The organism is Rheinheimera mangrovi, assembly GCF_003990335.1.
GTDB classification, from domain to species: Bacteria; Pseudomonadota; Gammaproteobacteria; order Enterobacterales; family Alteromonadaceae; genus Pararheinheimera; species Pararheinheimera mangrovi.
In genome coordinates this window covers 303563-323640 of sequence record NZ_CP034683.1, presented here as the reverse complement: position 1 = coordinate 323640, position 20078 = coordinate 303563, and the positions used below count along the sequence as shown (strand labels likewise).

The following is a 20078-nucleotide window of genomic DNA, read 5'->3' as shown; positions in this document are numbered from 1 at the left end:
GTAGCCTTTAGTCGAACAAGAAAAAAACGGCCCCGAAGGGCCGTTTTCGCTTACATCTTAATCATTAAGATGCAGATTCGACAACGGAAACCAGAGTCCATGACTTAGTCTTGGACAGAGGACGACATTCGCGAATAGTCACGATGTCACCTTCTTTACACTGGTTTGCTTCGTCATGTACGTGCAGTTTGGTAGTACGTGTGATGAATTTCCCATAGATTGGGTGCTTCACGTGACGTTCGATAGCAACAGTAATAGACTTGTCCATTTTGTTGCTGATCACTTTACCTTGCAGGGTACGGGTGTTTTTTTCGCTCATTAGGCACCTGCCTTCTCGGTTAAGATAGTCTTAACACGCGCGATATCGCGACGCACTTGCTTTAACAAATGAGTCTGAGCCAGCTGACCTGTAGCTGCTTGCATGCGCAGGTTGAACTGCTCACGTAATAAGCCCAGTAATTCAGCGTTTAACTCTTCAACGCTTTTTACTTTCAGTTCGCTTGCTTTCATTACAATACCGTCCGCGTTACAAAGGTTGTCTTAAATGGAAGTTTGGCTGAAGCCAATGCAAACGCATGACGAGCCAGTTCTTCCGACACACCGTCCATTTCATACAGGACTTTGCCAGGTTTAATCTGGCAAACCCAATATTCCACGCTACCTTTACCACTACCCATACGAACTTCGAGTGGTTTTTCCGTCATTGGCTTGTCCGGGAACACGCGGATCCAGATTTTACCAACACGTTTAACGGCACGAGTCATGGCACGACGTGCAGATTCGATTTGACGTGAAGTCATTTGACCACGTTCAACTGCTTTAAGTGCATAAGTACCGAAGCTGACTTTATCGCCTACCAGCGCTAAGCCACGGTTACGTCCTTTGTGCACTTTACGAAATTTAGTACGTTTTGGTTGCAACATCGCTCAATACTCCTACTTAGCCTTGCGAGGAGCCGGTTTTTTCGGCGCCTTAGGCTGTTTGTCGTTGTTGGCGTTCGCGTTGTTGTTCAATGGCATAGCTCCTAAGATCTCGCCTTTGAAAATCCAAACTTTCACACCAATGATACCGTAAGTAGTTAAAGCTTCTGATGTTGAGTAATCGATATCAGCACGCAGAGTGTGCAGTGGCACACGGCCTTCACGATACCATTCATCACGAGCAATCTCAGCACCGCCTAAACGGCCGCTGACCTGAACCTTGATACCTTTAGCGCCTAAACGCATGGCGTTCTGTACCGCACGCTTCATTGCGCGACGGAACATTACACGGCGTTCCAGCTGGCTGCTGATCGAGTCAGCAACTAATTTAGCATCTAATTCTGGCTTACGGATTTCAGAAATATTGATCTGAGCAGGCACACCAGCGATAGTCGCTACGGCTTTGCGCAGTTTCTCTACGTCTTCACCTTTTTTACCGATGATCACGCCTGGACGAGCAGTGTGAATAGTCACACGGATGCTTTTCGCAGGACGTTCGATATCGATCCGGCTTACTGAAGCGGCTTTCAGTTCTTTTGTCAGATACTGACGAACTTTAAAGTCACCAACCAGGAAGTCCGGGAAGTCTTTTGTATTCGCGTACCAGGTTGAGCTCCAAGGCTTAGTGATACCTAGGCGAATACCATTAGGATGTACTTTCTGTCCCATTTCTCACTCCTAGTTATCAGCTACAACCACAGTAATGTGGCTGGTACGCTTGACGATACGGTCAGCACGGCCTTTGGCACGTGGCTTAATCCGCTTCATTGACGGACCTTCGTCAACAAACACAGTTTTCACTTTTAAAGTGTCGATATCGGCACCTTCGTTGTGTTCTGCGTTCGCAATGGCTGATAAAAGAACCTTTTTAACTAACTCAGCCGCTTTTTTCGGGCTGTAAGTTAAAACATTCAACGCCTTATCAACTGACAGACCGCGGATTTGGTCAGCGACCAAACGGGCTTTCTGTGCAGAAGAACGGGCAAATTTGTGTTTAGCTAATGCTTCCATTTATTTACCCCTTAGCGCTTCTTGGCCTTTTTGTCGGCTGCGTGACCACGGTAAGTACGAGTAGGTGAGAACTCACCTAACTTGTGACCAACCATCTCTTCTGAGACAAGTACTGGTACATGCTGACGACCATTATGGACAGCGATGGTCAAACCGATCATTTGTGGAATGATCATTGAACGACGGCTCCAAGTCTTAATAGGCTTCTTGTCACCGCTTTCCAACGCTTTCTCTACCTTCTTCAACAAGTGAAGGTCGATAAATGGACCTTTCTTGAGAGAACGTGGCATGGCAATTCCTCACATTAAATTATTTGTCACGACGACGGACAATGAACTTGTCAGTACGCTTGTTCGAACGGGTTTTGTAACCTTTGGTTGGTACACCCCATGGTGTAACCGGGTGACGGCCACCAGAAGTTTTACCTTCACCACCACCGTGAGGGTGGTCTACCGGGTTCATTACCACACCACGCACTGTTGGGCGGATACCGCGCCAACGCATCGCACCGGCTTTACCGTATTGACGCAGCATGTGTTCGGCGTTGCCGATTTCGCCGATAGTTGCACGGCAGTCAGCCAGAACTTTGCGCATTTCACCGCTGCGTAAACGCAGAGTAACGTACGCGCCGTCACGCGCCAGGATCTGGGCGAATGCACCAGCTGAACGCATTAATTGGCCGCCTTTACCAGGCTTCAGTTCGACGTTGTGGACGATTTGACCCACTGGGATGTTGCGCAGTGGCATAGTATTACCAGATTTAATTGGTGAATCTAAGCCTGACTGTACTGTATCACCGGCTTTTAAGCCTTTTGGTGCCAGGATGTAACGACGCTCACCGTCTGCATACAACACCAGAGCGATGTTAGCAGTACGGTTCGGATCGTATTCCAGACGCTCAACTTTAGCTGGGATACCATCTTTATTACGTTTGAAATCAACCAGACGGTAGTGTTGCTTATGACCACCACCGATATGGCGAGTAGTAATACGACCGTGGTTGTTACGACCACCAGTTTTAGTATTCTTCTCTAACAAAGGTGCGTATGGCTTGCCTTTGTACAGGTCTGGGTTCACGACTTTTAAGACGTGACGACGACCAGGTGACGTAGGTTTACACTTAACAAGTGCCATTTCCTAACTCCTCTAATTACTCAGCGCCGCCAACAAAATCAAGTTCGCTGCCTTCTTTAAGAGTCACGTAAGCTTTTTTCCAATCGCTACGCTGACCAGTACGCATACCAGTGCGCTTAGTCTTGCCCTTAACATTAACAGTGCGAACACCAACAACTTCTACTTCAAATAATTTTTGAACAGCAGCTTTGATGTCAGCTTTAGTAGCAGTAGTAGCTACTTTGAACACGATAGTGTTGTTGGTTTCTGCCGCAATTGTGCTCTTTTCAGACACGTGCGGAGCCAGAATCACTTTCAGTAAACGTTCTTCACGGATCATGCTAACATCTCCTCGATTTGCTTAACTGCAGCAGCAGTCATGACAACTTTGTCGAAGGCGATTAAGCTGACTGGGTCGATACCGTGAACATCACGTACGTCAACCTTGTACAGGTTGCGTGCTGATAAGAACAGGTTTTCGTCAACTTCGTCAGTCACGATTAAAACGTCTTTCAGTTCCATCGCTTTTAACTTAGCTGTTAGTTCTTTCGTTTTCGGAGTTTCAACAACAAAGTTTTCAACCACGATTAAACGTTCTTGACGAACTAATTCAGACAAAATGCTCATGATCGCGCCACGATACATCTTTCTGTTTACTTTCTGGCTGTGATCTTGTGGCTTAGCCGCAAACGTCACACCACCGCCACGCCATATTGGGCTACGGATTGTACCAGCACGGGCACGACCTGTACCCTTCTGGCGCCATGGCTTCTTACCGCCACCGCGTACTTCTGAACGTGTCAGTTGAGCACGTGTACCTTGACGAGCACCAGCTGCATAAGCAACTACTACCTGGTGTACCAATGCTTCGTTGAACTCACGTCCAAAGGTAGCTTCGGAAACTTCAAGAACGCCTTTAGCGTCTCTTAATGCTAATTCCATCACTCATCTCCTCCAGACGTTAGCCTTTGACCGCAGGTTTAACAATCACATCACCACCGATAGCACCAGGGACAGCGCCCTTCACTAACAGGATGTTGCGTGCTGCGTCTACACGTACAACTTCCAGAGACTGGACTGTTACACGCTCGGCACCCATGTGTCCGGCCATTTTTTTACCTTTGAATACTTTACCTGGTGATTGGTTTTGACCAATAGAACCTGGTACACGGTGAGATAAAGAGTTACCGTGCGTAGCATCCTGAGTACGGAAATTCCAGCGCTTAACAGTACCGGCAAAACCTTTACCTTTTGATGTGCCAACGACATCAACTTTTTTCGTCTCTGCGAAAACTTCAACAGTAATCTCGCTACCAACAGCGATGTCAGCACCTTCGTTGTCCTGCAGGCGGAATTCCCACAGACCACGACCAGCTTCGACACCAGCTTTTGCAAACTGACCAGCTTCTGGCTTGTTCAGGCGAGAAGCCTTAACAGTGCCAGCAGTCACTTGCAGTGCGCTATAGCCATGAACGTCTTGCGTTTTAATGGCAGTAACGCGGTTTGGTGTTGCTTCGATTACGGTTACTGGAATTGATACGCCATCTTCAGTGAAGATGCGGGTCATTCCCACTTTACGACCGATTAGACCGATAGCCATATCCTAAACCTCTCTAAAAACCTGTCTGATTAGCCCAGGCTGATTTGAACGTCAACGCCAGCAGGCAGATCTAAACGCATCAGAGCATCAACAGTCTTTTCTGTTGGTTCAACGATGTCGATTAAACGCTTGTGGGTACGGATTTCGTACTGGTCACGTGCATCTTTATTCACGTGAGGAGAAATCAATACAGTGAAACGTTCCTGGCGAGTCGGAAGTGGGATAGGACCACGAACCTGCGCGCCCGTACGCTTAGCTGTGTCAACGATTTCCATAGTTGACTGATCGATCAAACGGTGATCGAACGCTTTCAGACGGATGCGAATCCTTTGATTACTCATAAACCAAAGCCTCAAAGAGCAAAAAGAGCAAAATAAAACAGAAGCTTTCTGACCCATCGCTAGATGGAAGAATGCCCCTGCACCAATGTAACGTTTGCTCCCCAATCGGGAGCACTGTTGTCGTTAACCAATTCAATTGCTGGTTAACCGCCTGCCAAAGTTATGGCTGGCCGCGCATTATACTCAACTGATGGAGAAAGACAACCCCTGCTGATTAATTAAACAGCAGGGGTTTGTTTTATGATCAAAAGCTCGAGTCAAAACAGTCGTGGCTCTGCTGATGACAACTCAGCTGGGAACTGTTCGATAAGACTGAATAGACTCTCAACACGAGGTAACACTCTGGAGTAATAAAACTTAGCTTTTAATTGTTTCGACCGGATAAAGTCTTCGCCATGTTTACCGCTATCTAATGACGCTTCCATTTTGTCCCACATCAGGGCGTAAAGCAGATAACCTGTCAAATCCAGATAATCATTTGCCACCCAGGACAGGAGGTCGGCTTGCTGCTTAGATCGCTCTAACAGAACTGTAGTCGTGGACTTAAAACGCTCTGCGACTGGGACGATTTGGGCTGCCGCCGAGCCTGACAGCCCCTTGGTTAAGTCATCAATCAAATCGAATAATACTGCAGCTTGATCCGAAGCGACTTTACGCAACATAAAGTCTGCAGCTTGTATACCGTTGGTGCCTTCATATATCTGCGCAATACGTACGTCCCGGACTAACTGCTCCATGCCCCACTCACGGATATAACCATGGCCGCCAAATACTTGTTGCGCTGTGATACAGGCATCCAGCCCCCTATCCGTCATAAAGGCTTTAGTCACTGGCGTCAGCAAATTAGCTCGCGCCTGAGCCTTGGCATCCGCACCAAACTTGGCTTGATCCAATAAATGCCCAACATAAACACTGAAGGCCCTGCCCGCTTCATTAATACTGCTGATATTCATCAACATACGTTTAACATCAGGATGGCCAATAATAGGATCGGCCTTATTACCGTCTTTAGTTGTTGTTCGGCCTTGGAGGCGATCATTGGCGTAGGCGAGTGCATTCTGGTAGGCCCGCTCTGCCGCACCTAAACCCTGACTACCCATGGCCAGACGTTCGTAGTTCATCATGGTGAACATACAAGCCAGACCTTTATGTGGCTCACCAATCAGATAACCCTCGGCACCATCAAAGTTCATCACACAAGTGGCAGAACCGTGGATACCCATTTTGTGCTCAACTGAACTGCAGATCAGGCTATTGCGTTCTCCCAACTTACCATCTGCATCCACTTTGAACTTAGGCACTAAAAATAACGATATACCGCGGCTGCCCGCTGGCGCGTCTGGTAACTTAGCCAGTACCAAATGAATGATGTTGTCCGTCAAGTCATGCTCACCCGCCGTGATAAAGATTTTTTCACCACTGATACGGTAACTACCATCGCTAGTAGTTTCGGCTTTGCTACGCATAATACCTAAGTCAGAGCCAGCATGAGATTCTGTCAGGCACATGGTTCCGGACCATTCGCCGCTGTATAACTTTGGCAGATACAAAGCTTTGGTTGCTTCATCGGCATGTTGCAATAAGGCCACGCATGCACCCGATGTCAAACCTGGGTATAAAGAAAAGGCAATATCAGCACTACACATCATTTCGTCATACAAACCAGACAAACTTTTTGGCATACCCATGCCACCGTATTCAGGATCTCCTGACAAACCAGTCCAGCCGCCTTCACACAACAACTGATAGCATTCTTTATAATGAGATGGAGTCATTACTTCACCTGCAACACAAGATACGCCTTGCTCGTCTGCATCAGCGGCCAAAGGTGCGATTTTTTCCGCGGTGATTTTTGCAGCCTCTTCCAGAATGGCAGCTGCAGTATCGGCATCAATCAGTTCAGCTAACTCAGTTTGTTGTTGCCAGAACTGGTGAACTTTCCAGACATCAAATAGTTGAAAGGACATATCGGCCAGCGGCGCCTGGTAGTGACTCACAATAACTCTCCTTGAAAACCCCTAATGGTCAGATGAGTTAGTTCTAGCATGTTCAATCTGCAAATTCAAACAAACGTTTGAATTTATTGTTATAAAGCAAAGCAGTGGTTAAAGTAATTTTATTAAGGCAATAAAAAAGGCCCCGAAGGGCCTTTTTTCAAGTTCTGATGATTAAACCAGTACTTTAGATACTACACCAGCACCTACTGTGCGACCACCTTCACGGATCGCGAAGCGTAAACCTTCGTCCATCGCGATTGGGTTGATCAGTTCAACAACAAACTTCAGGTTGTCGCCTGGCATTACCATCTCTACGCCTTCTGGCAGTTCTACTGAACCAGTTACGTCTGTTGTACGGAAGTAGAACTGTGGACGGTAACCTTTGAAGAATGGAGTATGACGACCACCTTCTTCTTTTGATAATACGTACACTTCACCTTCGAACTTCGTGTGTGGCTTGATTGAACCTGGCTTCGCTAATACTTGACCACGTTCTACGTCTTCACGCTTAGTACCACGTAACAGTGCGCCGATGTTCTCGCCTGCACGACCTTCGTCTAACAGTTTACGGAACATTTCTACACCAGTACAAGTTGTTGTCACAGTGTCTTTCAGACCTACGATTTCTACTGCTTCACCAACTTTGATGATACCTTGCTCTACACGACCAGTTACTACTGTTCCGCGACCTGCAATTGAGAATACGTCTTCGATTGGCATGATGAATGGTTTGTCAATCGCACGTTGTGGTTCTGGGATGTAAGAATCTAAAGCTGCTGCCAGCTCAAGGATTTTTGGCTCCCACGTTGCATCGCCTTCCAGACCTTTTAAAGCTGAACCACGGATTACCGGCAGGTCATCACCTGGGAAATCGTAGTCTGACAGAAGTTCACGAACTTCCATCTCCACCAGCTCTAACAGCTCTTCGTCGTCTACCATGTCACATTTGTTCATGAATACTACGATGAAAGGTACGCCTACCTGACGAGATAACAGGATGTGCTCGCGTGTCTGTGGCATTGGGCCGTCAGTTGCAGCCACTACCAGGATTGCGCCGTCCATCTGTGCAGCACCAGTGATCATGTTTTTAACATAGTCAGCGTGGCCTGGGCAGTCTACGTGGGCGTAGTGGCGTGTTGGTGTATCGTATTCAACGTGAGAAGTGTTGATCGTGATACCACGAGCTTTCTCTTCTGGCGCTTTGTCGATTTGATCGAAAGCGAATGCCTGACCACCGTAGTGCTTAGCCAGTACGTTAGTGATAGCAGCAGTTAAAGTAGTTTTGCCGTGGTCAACGTGACCGATGGTGCCTACGTTAACGTGCGGTTTATTACGTTCGAATTTAGCCTTAGCCATTTTAATTACCTTCTGTTAAATAGATCCAACTTAAAGTGGACCAAATTAAGTGATTAATCGTTACTACCAGTACTGCTACGAGCTGCAATAATTGCTTCAGTCACGTTGTTTGGTGCTTCCATGTACTTCAATGGTTCCATTGAATAAGAAGCACGGCCCTGAGTCAATGAACGCATGCTGGTTGCATAACCAAACATCTCGGACAAAGGAACCTGAGCATCAACGATCTTGATACCACCAGGAGCATCTTCCATACCGTTGATGATACCGCGACGACGGTTTAAGTCACCTACGATGTCACCCATGAAGTCTTCCGGTGTTACCACTTCAACTTTCATGACGGGTTCAAGGATCACTGGCTTAGCTTGCAGTGCGCCTTTTCTGAAGCCCATAGAGGCGGCAATTTTGAACGCCATTTCGTTTGAGTCCACATCGTGGTATGAACCATCGAATACGGTAACCTTCACGTCAATGACCGGGTACCCAGCAAGGATACCGTTTTTCATCTGTTCGATAATGCCTTTGTCTATGGCAGGAATGTATTCTTTTGGAATCACACCGCCGACAACAGCGTTAACGAACTCATAGCCTTTGCCTTCTTCCTGAGGTTCGATTTTCAGCCAGCAATGACCGAATTGACCGCGACCACCAGATTGACGAACAAATTTACCTTCAACTTCAGTGCTGGCGCGAATAGTTTCGCGATAAGCGACCTGAGGTTTACCTACGTTTGCGTCCACTTTGAATTCGCGTTTCATACGATCCACGATAATTTCCAAGTGCAACTCACCCATACCAGAAATAATAGTCTGGCTGGTTTCTTCGTCGGTATGAACACGGAAAGATGGATCCTCTGCAGCAAGTTTGCTCAGAGCGATACCCATTTTCTCCTGGTCAGCTTTGGTTTTTGGTTCCACTGCAACAGAAATCACCGGCTCCGGGAATTCCATACGTTCCAGCGTAATGATGTGGTCAGGGTCACATAAAGTGTCACCTGTGGTCACATCTTTAAAACCTATACCGGCAGCAATATCACCAGCACGAACTTCTTTGATTTCCTGACGGTCATTGGCGTGCATCTGAACGATACGGCCAATACGCTCTTTCTTCTGCTTCACAGGGTTATACACACTGTCACCAGAGTTAATCACGCCAGAGTAACAACGGAAGAAAGTTAATGTGCCAACAAATGGGTCAGTTGCAATTTTAAACGCAAGTGCCGCAAATGGTGCATCATCATCAGCGTGGCGTACGCCTTCTGATTCATCTTCGTTAATACCTTTGATCGCTTTGACTTCTGTTGGTGATGGCAAGTATTCAATCACAGCGTCAAGCATAGCCTGAACACCTTTGTTTTTGAATGCAGAACCACAAAGCACAAGAACCACTTCGTTAGCAAGAGTACGTTGACGCAAGGCTGAACGAATTTCGTCTTCAGTCAGCTCTTCGCCTTCCAAATAACGCTCCATCAGCTCTTCATTGGCTTCAGCTGCTGCCTCTACCATGTTTGCACGCCACTCTTCACACTCAGCGAGCATATCCGCAGGAATGTCTTCGTACGTGAAGGTCATACCCTGGTCAGCTTCGTTCCAGTTGATTGCTTTCATTTTTAACAAGTCAACCACACCGCGAAAGTTCTCTTCAGAACCAATAGGTAACTGAATAGGCACTATGGTGTGATTCAGACGGTCACGGGCTTGTTTAACTACACGAATGAAGTTAGCGCCGGTACGGTCCATCTTGTTAACAAAGATCAGACGTGGAACTTCGTATTTATTTGCCTGACGCCATACTGTTTCGGTTTGAGGCTGCACGCCTGAAGAACCGCACAGTACAACAACAGCACCATCTAAGACACGCAGGGAACGTTCAACTTCAATAGTGAAGTCAACGTGCCCCGGTGTATCGATGATGTTTACACGATGCTGAGGGAACTGGCCCTGCATGCCACGCCAAAAGGTCGTGGTCGCAGCGGACGTGATAGTGATACCACGTTCCTGCTCCTGTTCCATCCAATCCATCGTGGCGGCGCCGTCATGAACTTCACCGATCTTGTGAGACAAGCCGGTATAGAACAAAACTCGTTCAGTTGTCGTGGTTTTACCCGCGTCAACGTGAGCACAAATACCGATATTTCGGTAAAGCTCAATTGGAGTTGTACGTGCCACAATCGAATCCTCTTAAAAAGGTCTGTCTTACCAGCGGAAATGCGCGAACGCTTTGTTCGCTTCAGCCATACGGTGAACGTCTTCACGTTTCTTAACAGCAGAACCTTTATTCTCAACGGCATCCAGCATTTCACCAGCTAAACGCTGTGCCATTGATTTCTCGCCACGTTTACGGGCAGCTTCAACCAACCAACGCATAGCTAAAGCGTTACGACGAACCTGACGAACTTCACATGGAACCTGGTAAGTAGAACCACCCACACGGCGTGATTTAACTTCTACAGTAGGACGAATGTTGTCTAATGCAACTTCGAACAGATCCAGTTCAGCTTTTTTAGATTTTGTCGCAGCGATGTCTAATGCGCCGTATACAATTGATTCAGCTGTAGATTTTTTACCGTCGATCATTACGACGTTTACGAACTTGGCAAGTAATTCACTTCCGAACTTAGGATCTGGAAGGATTTTACGTTGACCTATGACGCGTCTTCTTGGCATTCGAAACTCCGATTGCTTCAGGGGATTCCAAAACTTTTAATGAAAAAAGTTACTTAGTTTGGCCTTACTTAACGGAGTTAAGTTATTTATTCTTCGGCCGTTTAGCGCCGTATTTAGAACGGCCTTGCTTACGATCTTTAACGCCCGCACAGTCTAAAGTGCCGCGTACGGTGTGATAACGCACACCTGGAAGGTCTTTTACCCGGCCGCCACGGATCAGAACAACGCTGTGTTCCTGTAAGTTGTGGCCTTCACCGCCGATGTAAGAAGTAACTTCGAATCCGTTAGTTAAACGAACACGGCATACTTTACGTAATGCAGAGTTTGGCTTCTTAGGTGTGGTGGTGTATACGCGGGTACAAACACCACGCTTCTGTGGGCAAGCTTCAAGCGCCGGAACGGTGCTCTTAGCGACCACCAGGCTGCGCGGCTTACGCACTAGCTGGTTGATTGTTGCCATTAAATACTCCTGGTTAATAACTACCTATAAACGTGAAAATTCCGCACCCAAATTTGGGGCTGCGGAATTCTACTGGTCAACCTTTGACCTGTCAAGGAACAAAAAGGGGCGGTCATTTGCTGGCGACCACCCCAATCTGCGGCTTCGACTTAATCGTCGTTGCCAGACAAGTCCATATTCAGAGCGTCAGTCAGAGCCTGTTCAGCACTTTCTGCACTCATCGCCGGTTCAGCGACTTCGCCATTGGCGATACGTTGACGCTGACGGATACGGTTTTGGTGATACGCAAAACCAGTACCTGCCGGGATCAAACGACCGACAATAACGTTTTCTTTCAGGCCACGCAGCTCGTCGAACTTTCCGCCAACCGCAGCTTCTGTTAATACGCGCGTTGTTTCCTGGAACGACGCAGCAGAAATGAAAGAGTCCGTTGACAGTGATGCTTTGGTAATACCTAACAACGACCGTTCGTACTTCGCAGGGATCTTACCTGCAGCTTCCAGTTCAGCGTTTGCAATATTAACGCGTGACACTTCCGCCATTTCACCTTCTAAGAACTCACTGTCACCTGGGTGAATGATTAAACATTTACGCAGCATTTGACGAATGATGGTCTCGATGTGCTTGTCGTTAATTTTAACGCCTTGCAGACGGTATACATCCTGTACTTCGTTCACGATGTAACTGGCTACATGGTGGATACCACGTAAACGCAGGATATCGTGTGGTGACTCTGGACCTTCGGAGATCACTTCACCTTTTTCAATACGTTCACCTTCGAACACGTTCACCTGACGCCATTTCGGGATCATCTCTTCATGAGAATCACCTTGCTCTGGAGTGATGATCAAACGACGTTTGCCTTTGGTTTCTTTACCGAAGCTGATCACACCAGAGATTTCGGCCAGGATGGCTGGATCTTTTGGCTTACGGGCTTCGAACAAGTCAGCAACGCGTGGCAGACCACCCGTGATGTCGCGTGTTTTCGAGCTTTCTTGTGGAATACGGGCTAATACAGCACCTGCTTTTACATTCGAGCCATCAGCCACTTCAATAGTGGTGAAACTCGGTAAGCGGATTTCCTGTAAAGCACCATCGTCCATTTCTAAAATTAACTTAGGTTCTTTCGCATTGGCCTTGGACAGGTCTTTTACCACAGTACGGGTTAAACCAGTCAGGTCGTCCTGCTGAACTTCAGTGTTGGTATCATCTACATCGCTGTGAGATACCTTGGCACCACGTTCCACGATAATTGGGTGTGAGTGCGGATCCCAGCTTGCAACGATTTGGCCTGATGTGACCTTGGCGTTGTCATCTGTGGCTAACACAGAACCGTATGGCAGCTTGTAACGCTCTTTCTCACGACCTTGCTCGTCGAACACTGTGACTTCAGCTGAACGTGAAGTGATAACAATTTTGTTGTCACTGTTACGTACGAACTTGGCGTTGTGTAACTTCAGGATACCTGAGTTTTTCACTTGTACGCTGTTCTCAGCAGAAGACCGTGACGCAGCACCACCGATGTGGAATGTACGCATCGTTAACTGTGTACCTGGTTCACCGATGGACTGCGCAGCGATAACACCGACAGCTTCACCAGCGTTGATGATGTGGCCACGAGCCAAATCACGACCATAACACTTGGCACAAACACCAAAGTTAGTCTGACAGGTAATTACAGAACGAACATAAACTTCGTCTATTGAGTGTTTTTCAATCGCATCACACAGCTTCTCATCTAACATAGTGCCGTCTTCAACCAGCACTTCGCCAGTTGCAGGAACCACTACGTCACCGATCACTACACGACCTAATACGCGCTCACGCAGACCTTCTACAACGTCACCACCTTCGATCAATGGTTTCATCATGATGCCTTCTGTGGAACCACAGTCAGCTTCAGTCACCACTAAGTCTTGTGCAACGTCTACCAGACGACGAGTCAGGTAACCAGAGTTTGCTGTTTTTAACGCTGTATCCGCCAAACCTTTACGAGCACCGTGAGTAGAGATGAAGTACTGAAGTACGCTCAGACCTTCACGGAAGTTCGCAGTAATTGGCGTTTCGATGATTGAACCATCTGGTTTAGCCATCAGACCACGCATACCGGCTAACTGACGGATCTGAGCTGGAGAGCCCCGTGCGCCAGAGTCGGCCATCATATAAACAGAGTTAAATGACGGTTGAGTGACAGTATTGCCTTCGCGATCGACCACTGACTCTTTCGATAAGTTGTCCATCATCGCCTTAGATAAGGCTTCGTTGGCTGTTGACCAAATGTCGATGACTTTGTTGTACTTTTCACCGGCCGTTACTAAACCTTGTTGGAACTGGTCCTGGATCTCTGCCACTTCAGCTTCTGCAGCAGAAATGATATCAACCTTGGCTGCCGGGATGACCATATCGTCAATACCAACAGACACACCTGACAACATGGCGTAATGGAAACCTGTGTACATGATCTGATCCGCTAAAATAACGGTATTTTTCAGACCAATACGACGGTAAGAGCCGTTCAGTAAACGTGAAATCTGTTTCTTACCCATAGCCTGGTTGATTGAATCAAAGGCTAAGCCTTCCGGCATGATGGAGTAAAGAATGGCACGGCCTACTGTAGTGTCACGTACTGCAGTCACAGAAGTACGGCTGCCATCTTCGGCAATAGTTACTTCAGTGATACGTACTTTGACACGGGCGTGTAAGCTGGCAACACCGGCACGGAATGCTTTTTCGGCTTCCTTGGCATGTTTAAAGATCATGCCTTCGCCTTTGGCGTTGATCGCTTCACGCGTCATGTAATACAGACCCAATACAACGTCCTGAGAAGGAACTATGATTGGTTCACCGTTAGCTGGCGACAGAACGTTGTTCGTCGACATCATCAGCGCACGGGCTTCTAACTGAGCTTCAATGGTCAGAGGCACGTGAACAGCCATCTGGTCACCGTCGAAGTCGGCGTTATACGCAGCACACACCAATGGGTGTAACTGGATAGCCTTACCTTCGATCAGCACAGGTTCGAATGCCTGGATACCTAAACGGTGCAGTGTAGGTGCACGGTTTAACAGCACCGGATGTTCACGGATTACTTCGTCCAGAACGTCCCATACAGCACCTTCTTCACGTTCAACCATCTTTTTAGCCGCTTTAATAGTAGTGGCTAAACCGCGGGCTTCTAACTTACCGTAGATGAAAGGCTTGAATAACTCTAAAGCCATTTTCTTTGGTAAACCGCACTGATGCAGACGTAAAGTAGGACCTACTGTGATTACAGAACGGCCTGAGTAGTCAACACGCTTACCTAACAAGTTCTGACGGAAACGACCTTGTTTACCTTTGATCATGTCGGCCAGAGATTTCAGAGGACGCTTGTTCGAACCCGTGATAGCGCGACCGCGACGACCGTTGTCTAACAACGCATCCACAGCTTCCTGCAACATACGCTTTTCGTTACGTACGATGATATCAGGAGCTGACAGGTCCAGAAGACGCTTCAGACGGTTGTTACGGTTGATCACACGGCGGTATAAATCGTTCAGATCAGAGGTAGCAAAACGGCCACCGTCCAACGGAACTAAAGGACGCAGATCTGGCGGCAGTACTGGCAGTACTGTCATGATCATCCATTCTGGTTTGTTACCAGACGTGTGGAATGCTTCCATCAGTTTCAGACGTTTGCTGATTTTCTTACGCTTTGTCTCTGAGTTGATGGTTGGCAACTCTTCACGCATTTGCTTGATTTCTGTTGCCAGTTCAATGCCACGTAAAATGTCCAGAATTGCTTCTGCACCCATTTTGGCTTCGAACTCGTCACCGTGCTCTTCCAGCACGTCCAGGTATTCCTCTTCAGTCAGCATCTGACGACGCTCTAAAGAAGTCATGCCTGGTTCGGTCACAACATAAGATTCAAAATACAGTACACGTTCGATATCACGTAATGTCATATCTAACAGCAAACCGATACGGCTTGGCAGTGATTTCAGGAACCAGATGTGGGCTGTTGGGCTAGCCAGTTCAATGTGACCCATACGCTCACGACGTACTTTAGTCAGCGTGACTTCAACACCACATTTTTCACAGATCACACCACGGTGCTTTAAGCGTTTGTATTTACCACACAGACACTCGTAGTCTTTGACCGGGCCAAAAATCCGGGCACAAAACAAACCATCGCGCTCTGGCTTGAAGGTACGGTAGTTGATGGTTTCAGGCTTTTTCACTTCACCAAAAGACCATGAACGGATCATGTCTGGTGAAGAAAGGCCGATACGGATCACATCGAACTCTTCAGTTTTAGTTTGTTGTTTCAGAAACTTTAATAAGTCTTTCACCTTTGCTCTCCTGTAAGAGGTTAACCAGCAAGGGGCGGCGTACCGCCCCGGACAATTCGATTAGTTTTGCTAACCGGGGTTATTCCTCTTCCAATTCGATGTTGATACCGAGTGAACGGATCTCTTTCATCAATACGTTGAAAGATTCTGGCATGCCTGGTTCCATGCGGTGGTCGCCATCCACGATGTTTTTATACATCTTGGTACGGCCATTCACGTCATCAGACTTGACTGTTAACATCTCTTGCAGCGTGTATGCTGCGCCGTATGCTTCCAGAGCCCACACTTCCATCTCACCGAAACGCTGACCACCAAACTGAGCTTTACCGCCCAATGGTTGTTGAGTAACCAGACTGTACGAACCAGTAGAACGGGCGTGCATCTTGTCGTCTACCAAGTGGTTCAGTTTCAGCATGTACATGTAGCCCACAGTAACCTTACGTTCGAAGGTATTACCGGTACGACCATCGTACAATGTGATCTGACCGCTGGTCGGTAAGTCACCTAAAGTCAACAGCTCTTTGATTTCGCTTTCTTTAGCGCCATCAAACACCGGAGTAGCTACAGGTAGACCTTTACGCAGGTTTTCTGCTAAACGACGTACTTCATCATCTGTGAAGCTGGCGATATCGACGTCTTGACGTGACTCACCCAGTGCATAGACCTTTTTCAGGAATTCACGGATTTCCGCAACTTCTTTCTGGTCTTTGATCATGCCGTCAATCTTGTCACCTATACCACGAGCCGCTAAGCCCAAGTGAGTTTCAAGGATCTGACCTATGTTCATACGAGACGGTACACCCAGCGGGTTCAGTACGATATCAACCGGCTGACCTTTTTCGTCATACGGCATGTCTTCAACTGGAACAATGGTAGAAACCACACCCTTGTTACCGTGACGACCGGCCATCTTGTCACCAGGCTGGATACGACGTTTCACAGCTAAGTACACTTTAACGATCTTCAGAACGCCTGGAGCTAAATCATCACCCTGAACAATCTTGCGACGTTTGGCTTCGAATTTCTTATCGTATTCAACACGGATTTCTTCGTATTGAGCCGCTAATTGTTCCAGATCGTTTTGTTTATCTTCATCAGCCAGACTGTAGCCTAACAGAGCATCACCACGTAAGCCGTTCAGCTTAGCGCGGTCAACACCTGTGCTTTCAACCAGGTTGCGGGCACGTGAGAAGATACCTTCTTCAAGGATACGGAATTCTTCATTCAGGTCTTTCTTCGCCTGCTTGACTTCCATTTCTTCGATTTCACGAGCACGTTTGTCTTTTTCAACGCCATCACGAGTGAAGACCTGAACGTCGATCACTGTACCAGTGACAGAGTTAGGCACGCGTAATGAGCTGTCTTTTACGTCAGAAGCTTTTTCACCGAAGATAGCGCGTAACAGTTTTTCTTCCGGAGTCAGTTGGCTTTCACCTTTAGGCGTCACCTTACCTACCAGAATGTCGCCGCCTTTCACTTCAGCACCGATGTAAACGATACCGGCTTCGTCCAGCTTAGATAAAGCAGACTCACCTACGTTTGGAATATCGGCAGTGATTTCTTCAGGTCCTAACTTGGTATCACGAGCGATACAGCTCAGTTCCTGAATGTGAATAGTGGTTAAGCGATCTTCCTGCACTAAACGCTCGGATAACAAAATCGAGTCTTCGAAGTTGTAACCGTTCCACGGCATGAACGCCACGCGTAAGTTTTGACCTAAAGCCAGTTCACCTAAGTCCGTAGACGGACCATCGGCCAGTACATCACCACGTTCAATCGGCTCACCATGGTTTACACATGGACGCTGGTTGATACAGGTGTTCTGGTTCGAACGGGTGTATTTCGTCAGGTTGTAGATGTCGATACCGGCTTCACCGGCCACCATTTCTTCTTCGTGTACTTTAATTACGATACGGCTGGCGTCGACATAGTCAACAGTACCACCACGTTTCGCAACAACTGTTACACCAGAGTCTTTGGCAACAACACGTTCTACACCAGTACCTACTAACGGCTTATCAGCACGTAATGTAGGAACAGCCTGACGTTGCATGTTTGAACCCATTAATGCACGGTTGGCGTCATCGTGTTCCAGGAACGGGATCAGAGCAGCAGCAACAGATACGATCTGCTGTGGTGCAACGTCCATATACTGAACCTTGTCGGCCGGCATTAAGGTGAATTCGTTTTTGTAACGGCACGGTACTAAGTCTTCAACAAGACGGTTTTCTGCGCTTAACTCGGCGTTCGCCTGAGCGATAACAAAGTTACCTTCTTCAATCGCAGATAAGAAATCGACTTCATCAGTCACAATACCATCTTCAATACGACGGTAAGGTGTCTCAAGGAAACCGTATTCGTTAGTCTGGGCAAACATAGACAACGAGTTGATCAAACCGATGTTTGGACCTTCAGGCGTCTCGATTGGACATACACGACCGTAGTGCGTTGGGTGAACGTCACGTACTTCGAAACCAGCACGTTCACGGGTCAGACCGCCAGGGCCTAAGGCAGAGATACGACGTTTGTGCGTTACTTCTGACAATGGGTTGTTCTGGTCCATAAACTGAGACAGTTGGCTTGAACCGAAGAATTCTTTCACCGCAGCAGAAATAGGCTTGGCATTGATCAGATCCTGTGGCATCACAGCGTCCAGATCACCTAAAGACAGGCGCTCTTTCACTGCACGTTCCACACGGACTAAACCCACACGGAATTGGTTTTCAGCCATTTCACCGACAGAACGGATACGTCTGTTACCTAAGTGGTCGATATCGTCCACTTCGCCTTTACCGTTACGAATGTCGATTAAGACTTTCATCACGGCCAGAATGTCTTCTTTAGACAGCACGCCTACGCCAGTGCCTTCTTCGAAATCAACGCGACGGTTGAATTTCATACGGCCTACAGTGGACAGGTCATAACGGTCTTCAGAGAAGAACAGATTTTCAAATAATGTTTCAGCAGCTTCACGCGTTGGTGGCTCGCCTGGACGCATCATGCGGTAGATTTCTACCAATGCTTCCATACGGTTGCTGCTTGGATCGATCCGGATGGTTTCAGAAATATAAGAACCCTGGTCCAAATCGTTAATGTAAAGAGTTTCGAAAGTTTCGTAGCCCGCTTTTGCTAGTTTTGCTAACAGCTCCAGTGTGAGCTCTGCGTTCGCCTCGGCAATAATCTCTCCGGTTGAACGGTCAGCGTAATTTTTTGATAAAACGCGGCCTACTACATATTCATGAGGTACTTCCATCAGTGTCATGCCAGTTTTTTCTAACTGACGCACATGACGGGCAGTAATACGACGACCAGCTTCTACGATCACTTCGCCATCGTTGTCTTTGATATCAAAAGCAGCTGTTTCACCACGTAAGCGGTTTGCGACCACTTCCATCAACAGTTTGCCGTCTTTAATTTCAAAACGGGTGCTTTCGAAGAAAGTACTTAAAATATCTTCAGTACTTAAGTTCAGCGCACGTAACAAAATAGTGGCTGGCAATTTGCGGCGGCGATCGATACGCACGAACAGGTTATCTTTGGCATCAAACTCAAAGTCTAACCATGAACCACGGTAAGGGATCACGCGAGCATTATATAAAACCTTGCCTGAGGAGTGCGTCTTACCACGGTCGTGGTCAAAGAATACACCCGGGCTACGGTGCAGCTGAGAAACGATAACACGTTCAGTACCGTTGATCACAAAGGTACCGTTTTCAGTCATCAAAGGGATTTCGCCCATGTAGACTTCTTGTTCACGGATATCTTTGATTGTACCTGGTACTTCTTTATCAAATAAAACCATGCGCAGTTTGACACGCAGCGGAGCTGAGTAAGTCACACCACGAATTTGGCACTCTTTGACGTCAAAAACCGGCTCGCCAATGCGGTAGCTGACGTATTGCAGCTCTGCACTACCTGAGTAGCTTTTAATTGGGAACACAGAACGGAATGCAGCTTCTAAGCCGTATCCACCTTCTGGATCTGGTTCGATAAATTTGCTGAACGACTCAATTTGAATCGACAACAGATATGGCACATCCAACACTAATGGACGTTTGCCGAAGTCCTTACGGATACGTTTCTTTTCAGAATAAGAGTAAGTCATGGGGTTCCTCAGCTAGCTGATTTTTTACCCTACCTACCCTCTAGGGGCGGCTTGAATGTCGCCGACATGGCAACATTAGGGTGGGGAAAATCAATGTCCCACAGCGCAAAAAGGCCGG

The 20078-nt window shown here is 47.4% G+C and carries 18 protein-coding genes; all 18 read right to left on the bottom strand.

Annotation, left to right across the window (positions count from 1 at the left end; all coding sequences use genetic code 11):
• Positions 1-64: 64 nt before the first annotated feature.
• The 18 genes from rpsQ to rpoB all read right to left on the bottom strand — a co-directional run bounded on the left by rpsQ (position 65) and on the right by rpoB (position 19960).
• Positions 65-319: a 30S ribosomal protein S17 gene (rpsQ, locus tag EK374_RS01540; RefSeq protein ID WP_125061011.1), complete on the bottom strand. Its 255-nt coding sequence runs from the start codon at positions 317-319 to the stop codon at positions 65-67.
• On the bottom strand, positions 319-510 hold the full coding sequence (rpmC, locus tag EK374_RS01535) for a 50S ribosomal protein L29 (protein WP_008899112.1): 192 nt from the start codon (positions 508-510) through the stop codon (positions 319-321). Before rpmC ends, rpsQ begins: the two co-directional genes overlap by 1 nt.
• Positions 510-923 carry a 50S ribosomal protein L16 gene (rplP, locus tag EK374_RS01530; protein ID WP_127019509.1) on the bottom strand — a complete coding sequence of 138 codons (414 nt, stop codon included), beginning with the start codon at positions 921-923 and terminating at the stop codon, positions 510-512. The genes rpmC and rplP overlap by 1 nt, the downstream gene beginning before the upstream one ends.
• A 12-nt stretch (positions 924-935) precedes the next feature.
• Complete coding sequence (rpsC, locus tag EK374_RS01525; RefSeq protein ID WP_127019507.1) at positions 936-1649, bottom strand: 30S ribosomal protein S3; 714 nt, start codon at positions 1647-1649, stop codon at positions 936-938.
• Positions 1650-1658: 9 nt separating this feature from the next.
• The gene (rplV, locus tag EK374_RS01520; protein ID WP_053426062.1) at positions 1659-1991 is read right to left on the bottom strand and encodes a 50S ribosomal protein L22; all 333 of its coding nucleotides are present in this window, start codon (positions 1989-1991) and stop codon (positions 1659-1661) included.
• 11 nt (positions 1992-2002) lie between these two features.
• A complete protein-coding gene (rpsS, locus tag EK374_RS01515; RefSeq protein ID WP_053426061.1) occupies positions 2003-2281 on the bottom strand; it encodes a 30S ribosomal protein S19 in 279 nt (92 codons plus the stop codon).
• A gap of 19 nt (positions 2282-2300) precedes the next feature.
• The gene (gene rplB / locus EK374_RS01510; RefSeq protein ID WP_053426060.1) at positions 2301-3125 is read right to left on the bottom strand and encodes a 50S ribosomal protein L2; all 825 of its coding nucleotides are present in this window, start codon (positions 3123-3125) and stop codon (positions 2301-2303) included.
• Positions 3126-3141: 16 nt separating this feature from the next.
• A complete protein-coding gene (gene rplW / locus EK374_RS01505; RefSeq protein ID WP_008899118.1) occupies positions 3142-3444 on the bottom strand; it encodes a 50S ribosomal protein L23 in 303 nt (100 codons plus the stop codon).
• Positions 3441-4046, bottom strand: coding sequence for a 50S ribosomal protein L4 (rplD, locus tag EK374_RS01500; protein ID WP_008899119.1), 606 nt, complete (start codon positions 4044-4046; stop codon positions 3441-3443). The genes rplW and rplD overlap by 4 nt, the downstream gene beginning before the upstream one ends.
• 19 nt (positions 4047-4065) lie before the next feature.
• Positions 4066-4704 (bottom strand): 50S ribosomal protein L3, encoded by a 639-nt coding sequence (gene rplC / locus EK374_RS01495; protein ID WP_053426059.1) that lies wholly within the window; start codon positions 4702-4704, stop codon positions 4066-4068.
• A gap of 29 nt (positions 4705-4733) precedes the next feature.
• Complete coding sequence (gene rpsJ, locus EK374_RS01490; protein ID WP_008899121.1) at positions 4734-5045, bottom strand: 30S ribosomal protein S10; 312 nt, start codon at positions 5043-5045, stop codon at positions 4734-4736.
• Between the two features lie 257 nt (positions 5046-5302).
• Positions 5303-7042 carry an acyl-CoA dehydrogenase family protein gene (locus EK374_RS01485; RefSeq protein ID WP_127019505.1) on the bottom strand — a complete coding sequence of 580 codons (1740 nt, stop codon included), beginning with the start codon at positions 7040-7042 and terminating at the stop codon, positions 5303-5305.
• A 171-nt stretch (positions 7043-7213) separates the two neighbouring features.
• On the bottom strand, positions 7214-8398 hold the full coding sequence (tuf, locus tag EK374_RS01480) for an elongation factor Tu (protein WP_127019503.1): 1185 nt from the start codon (positions 8396-8398) through the stop codon (positions 7214-7216).
• Between the two features lie 53 nt (positions 8399-8451).
• Complete coding sequence (gene fusA, locus EK374_RS01475) at positions 8452-10566, bottom strand: elongation factor G (RefSeq protein WP_127019501.1); 2115 nt, start codon at positions 10564-10566, stop codon at positions 8452-8454.
• Between the two features lie 27 nt (positions 10567-10593).
• Positions 10594-11064 (bottom strand): 30S ribosomal protein S7, encoded by a 471-nt coding sequence (rpsG, locus tag EK374_RS01470; RefSeq protein ID WP_046520306.1) that lies wholly within the window; start codon positions 11062-11064, stop codon positions 10594-10596.
• An 82-nt stretch (positions 11065-11146) separates the two neighbouring features.
• Positions 11147-11524, bottom strand: coding sequence for a 30S ribosomal protein S12 (rpsL, locus tag EK374_RS01465; RefSeq protein ID WP_053426129.1), 378 nt, complete (start codon positions 11522-11524; stop codon positions 11147-11149).
• Between the two features lie 149 nt (positions 11525-11673).
• A complete protein-coding gene (rpoC, locus tag EK374_RS01460; RefSeq protein WP_127019499.1) occupies positions 11674-15855 on the bottom strand; it encodes a DNA-directed RNA polymerase subunit beta' in 4182 nt (1393 codons plus the stop codon).
• Between the two features lie 79 nt (positions 15856-15934).
• Positions 15935-19960 carry a DNA-directed RNA polymerase subunit beta gene (gene rpoB / locus EK374_RS01455; protein ID WP_127019497.1) on the bottom strand — a complete coding sequence of 1342 codons (4026 nt, stop codon included), beginning with the start codon at positions 19958-19960 and terminating at the stop codon, positions 15935-15937.
• Positions 19961-20078: the final 118 nt, after the last annotated feature.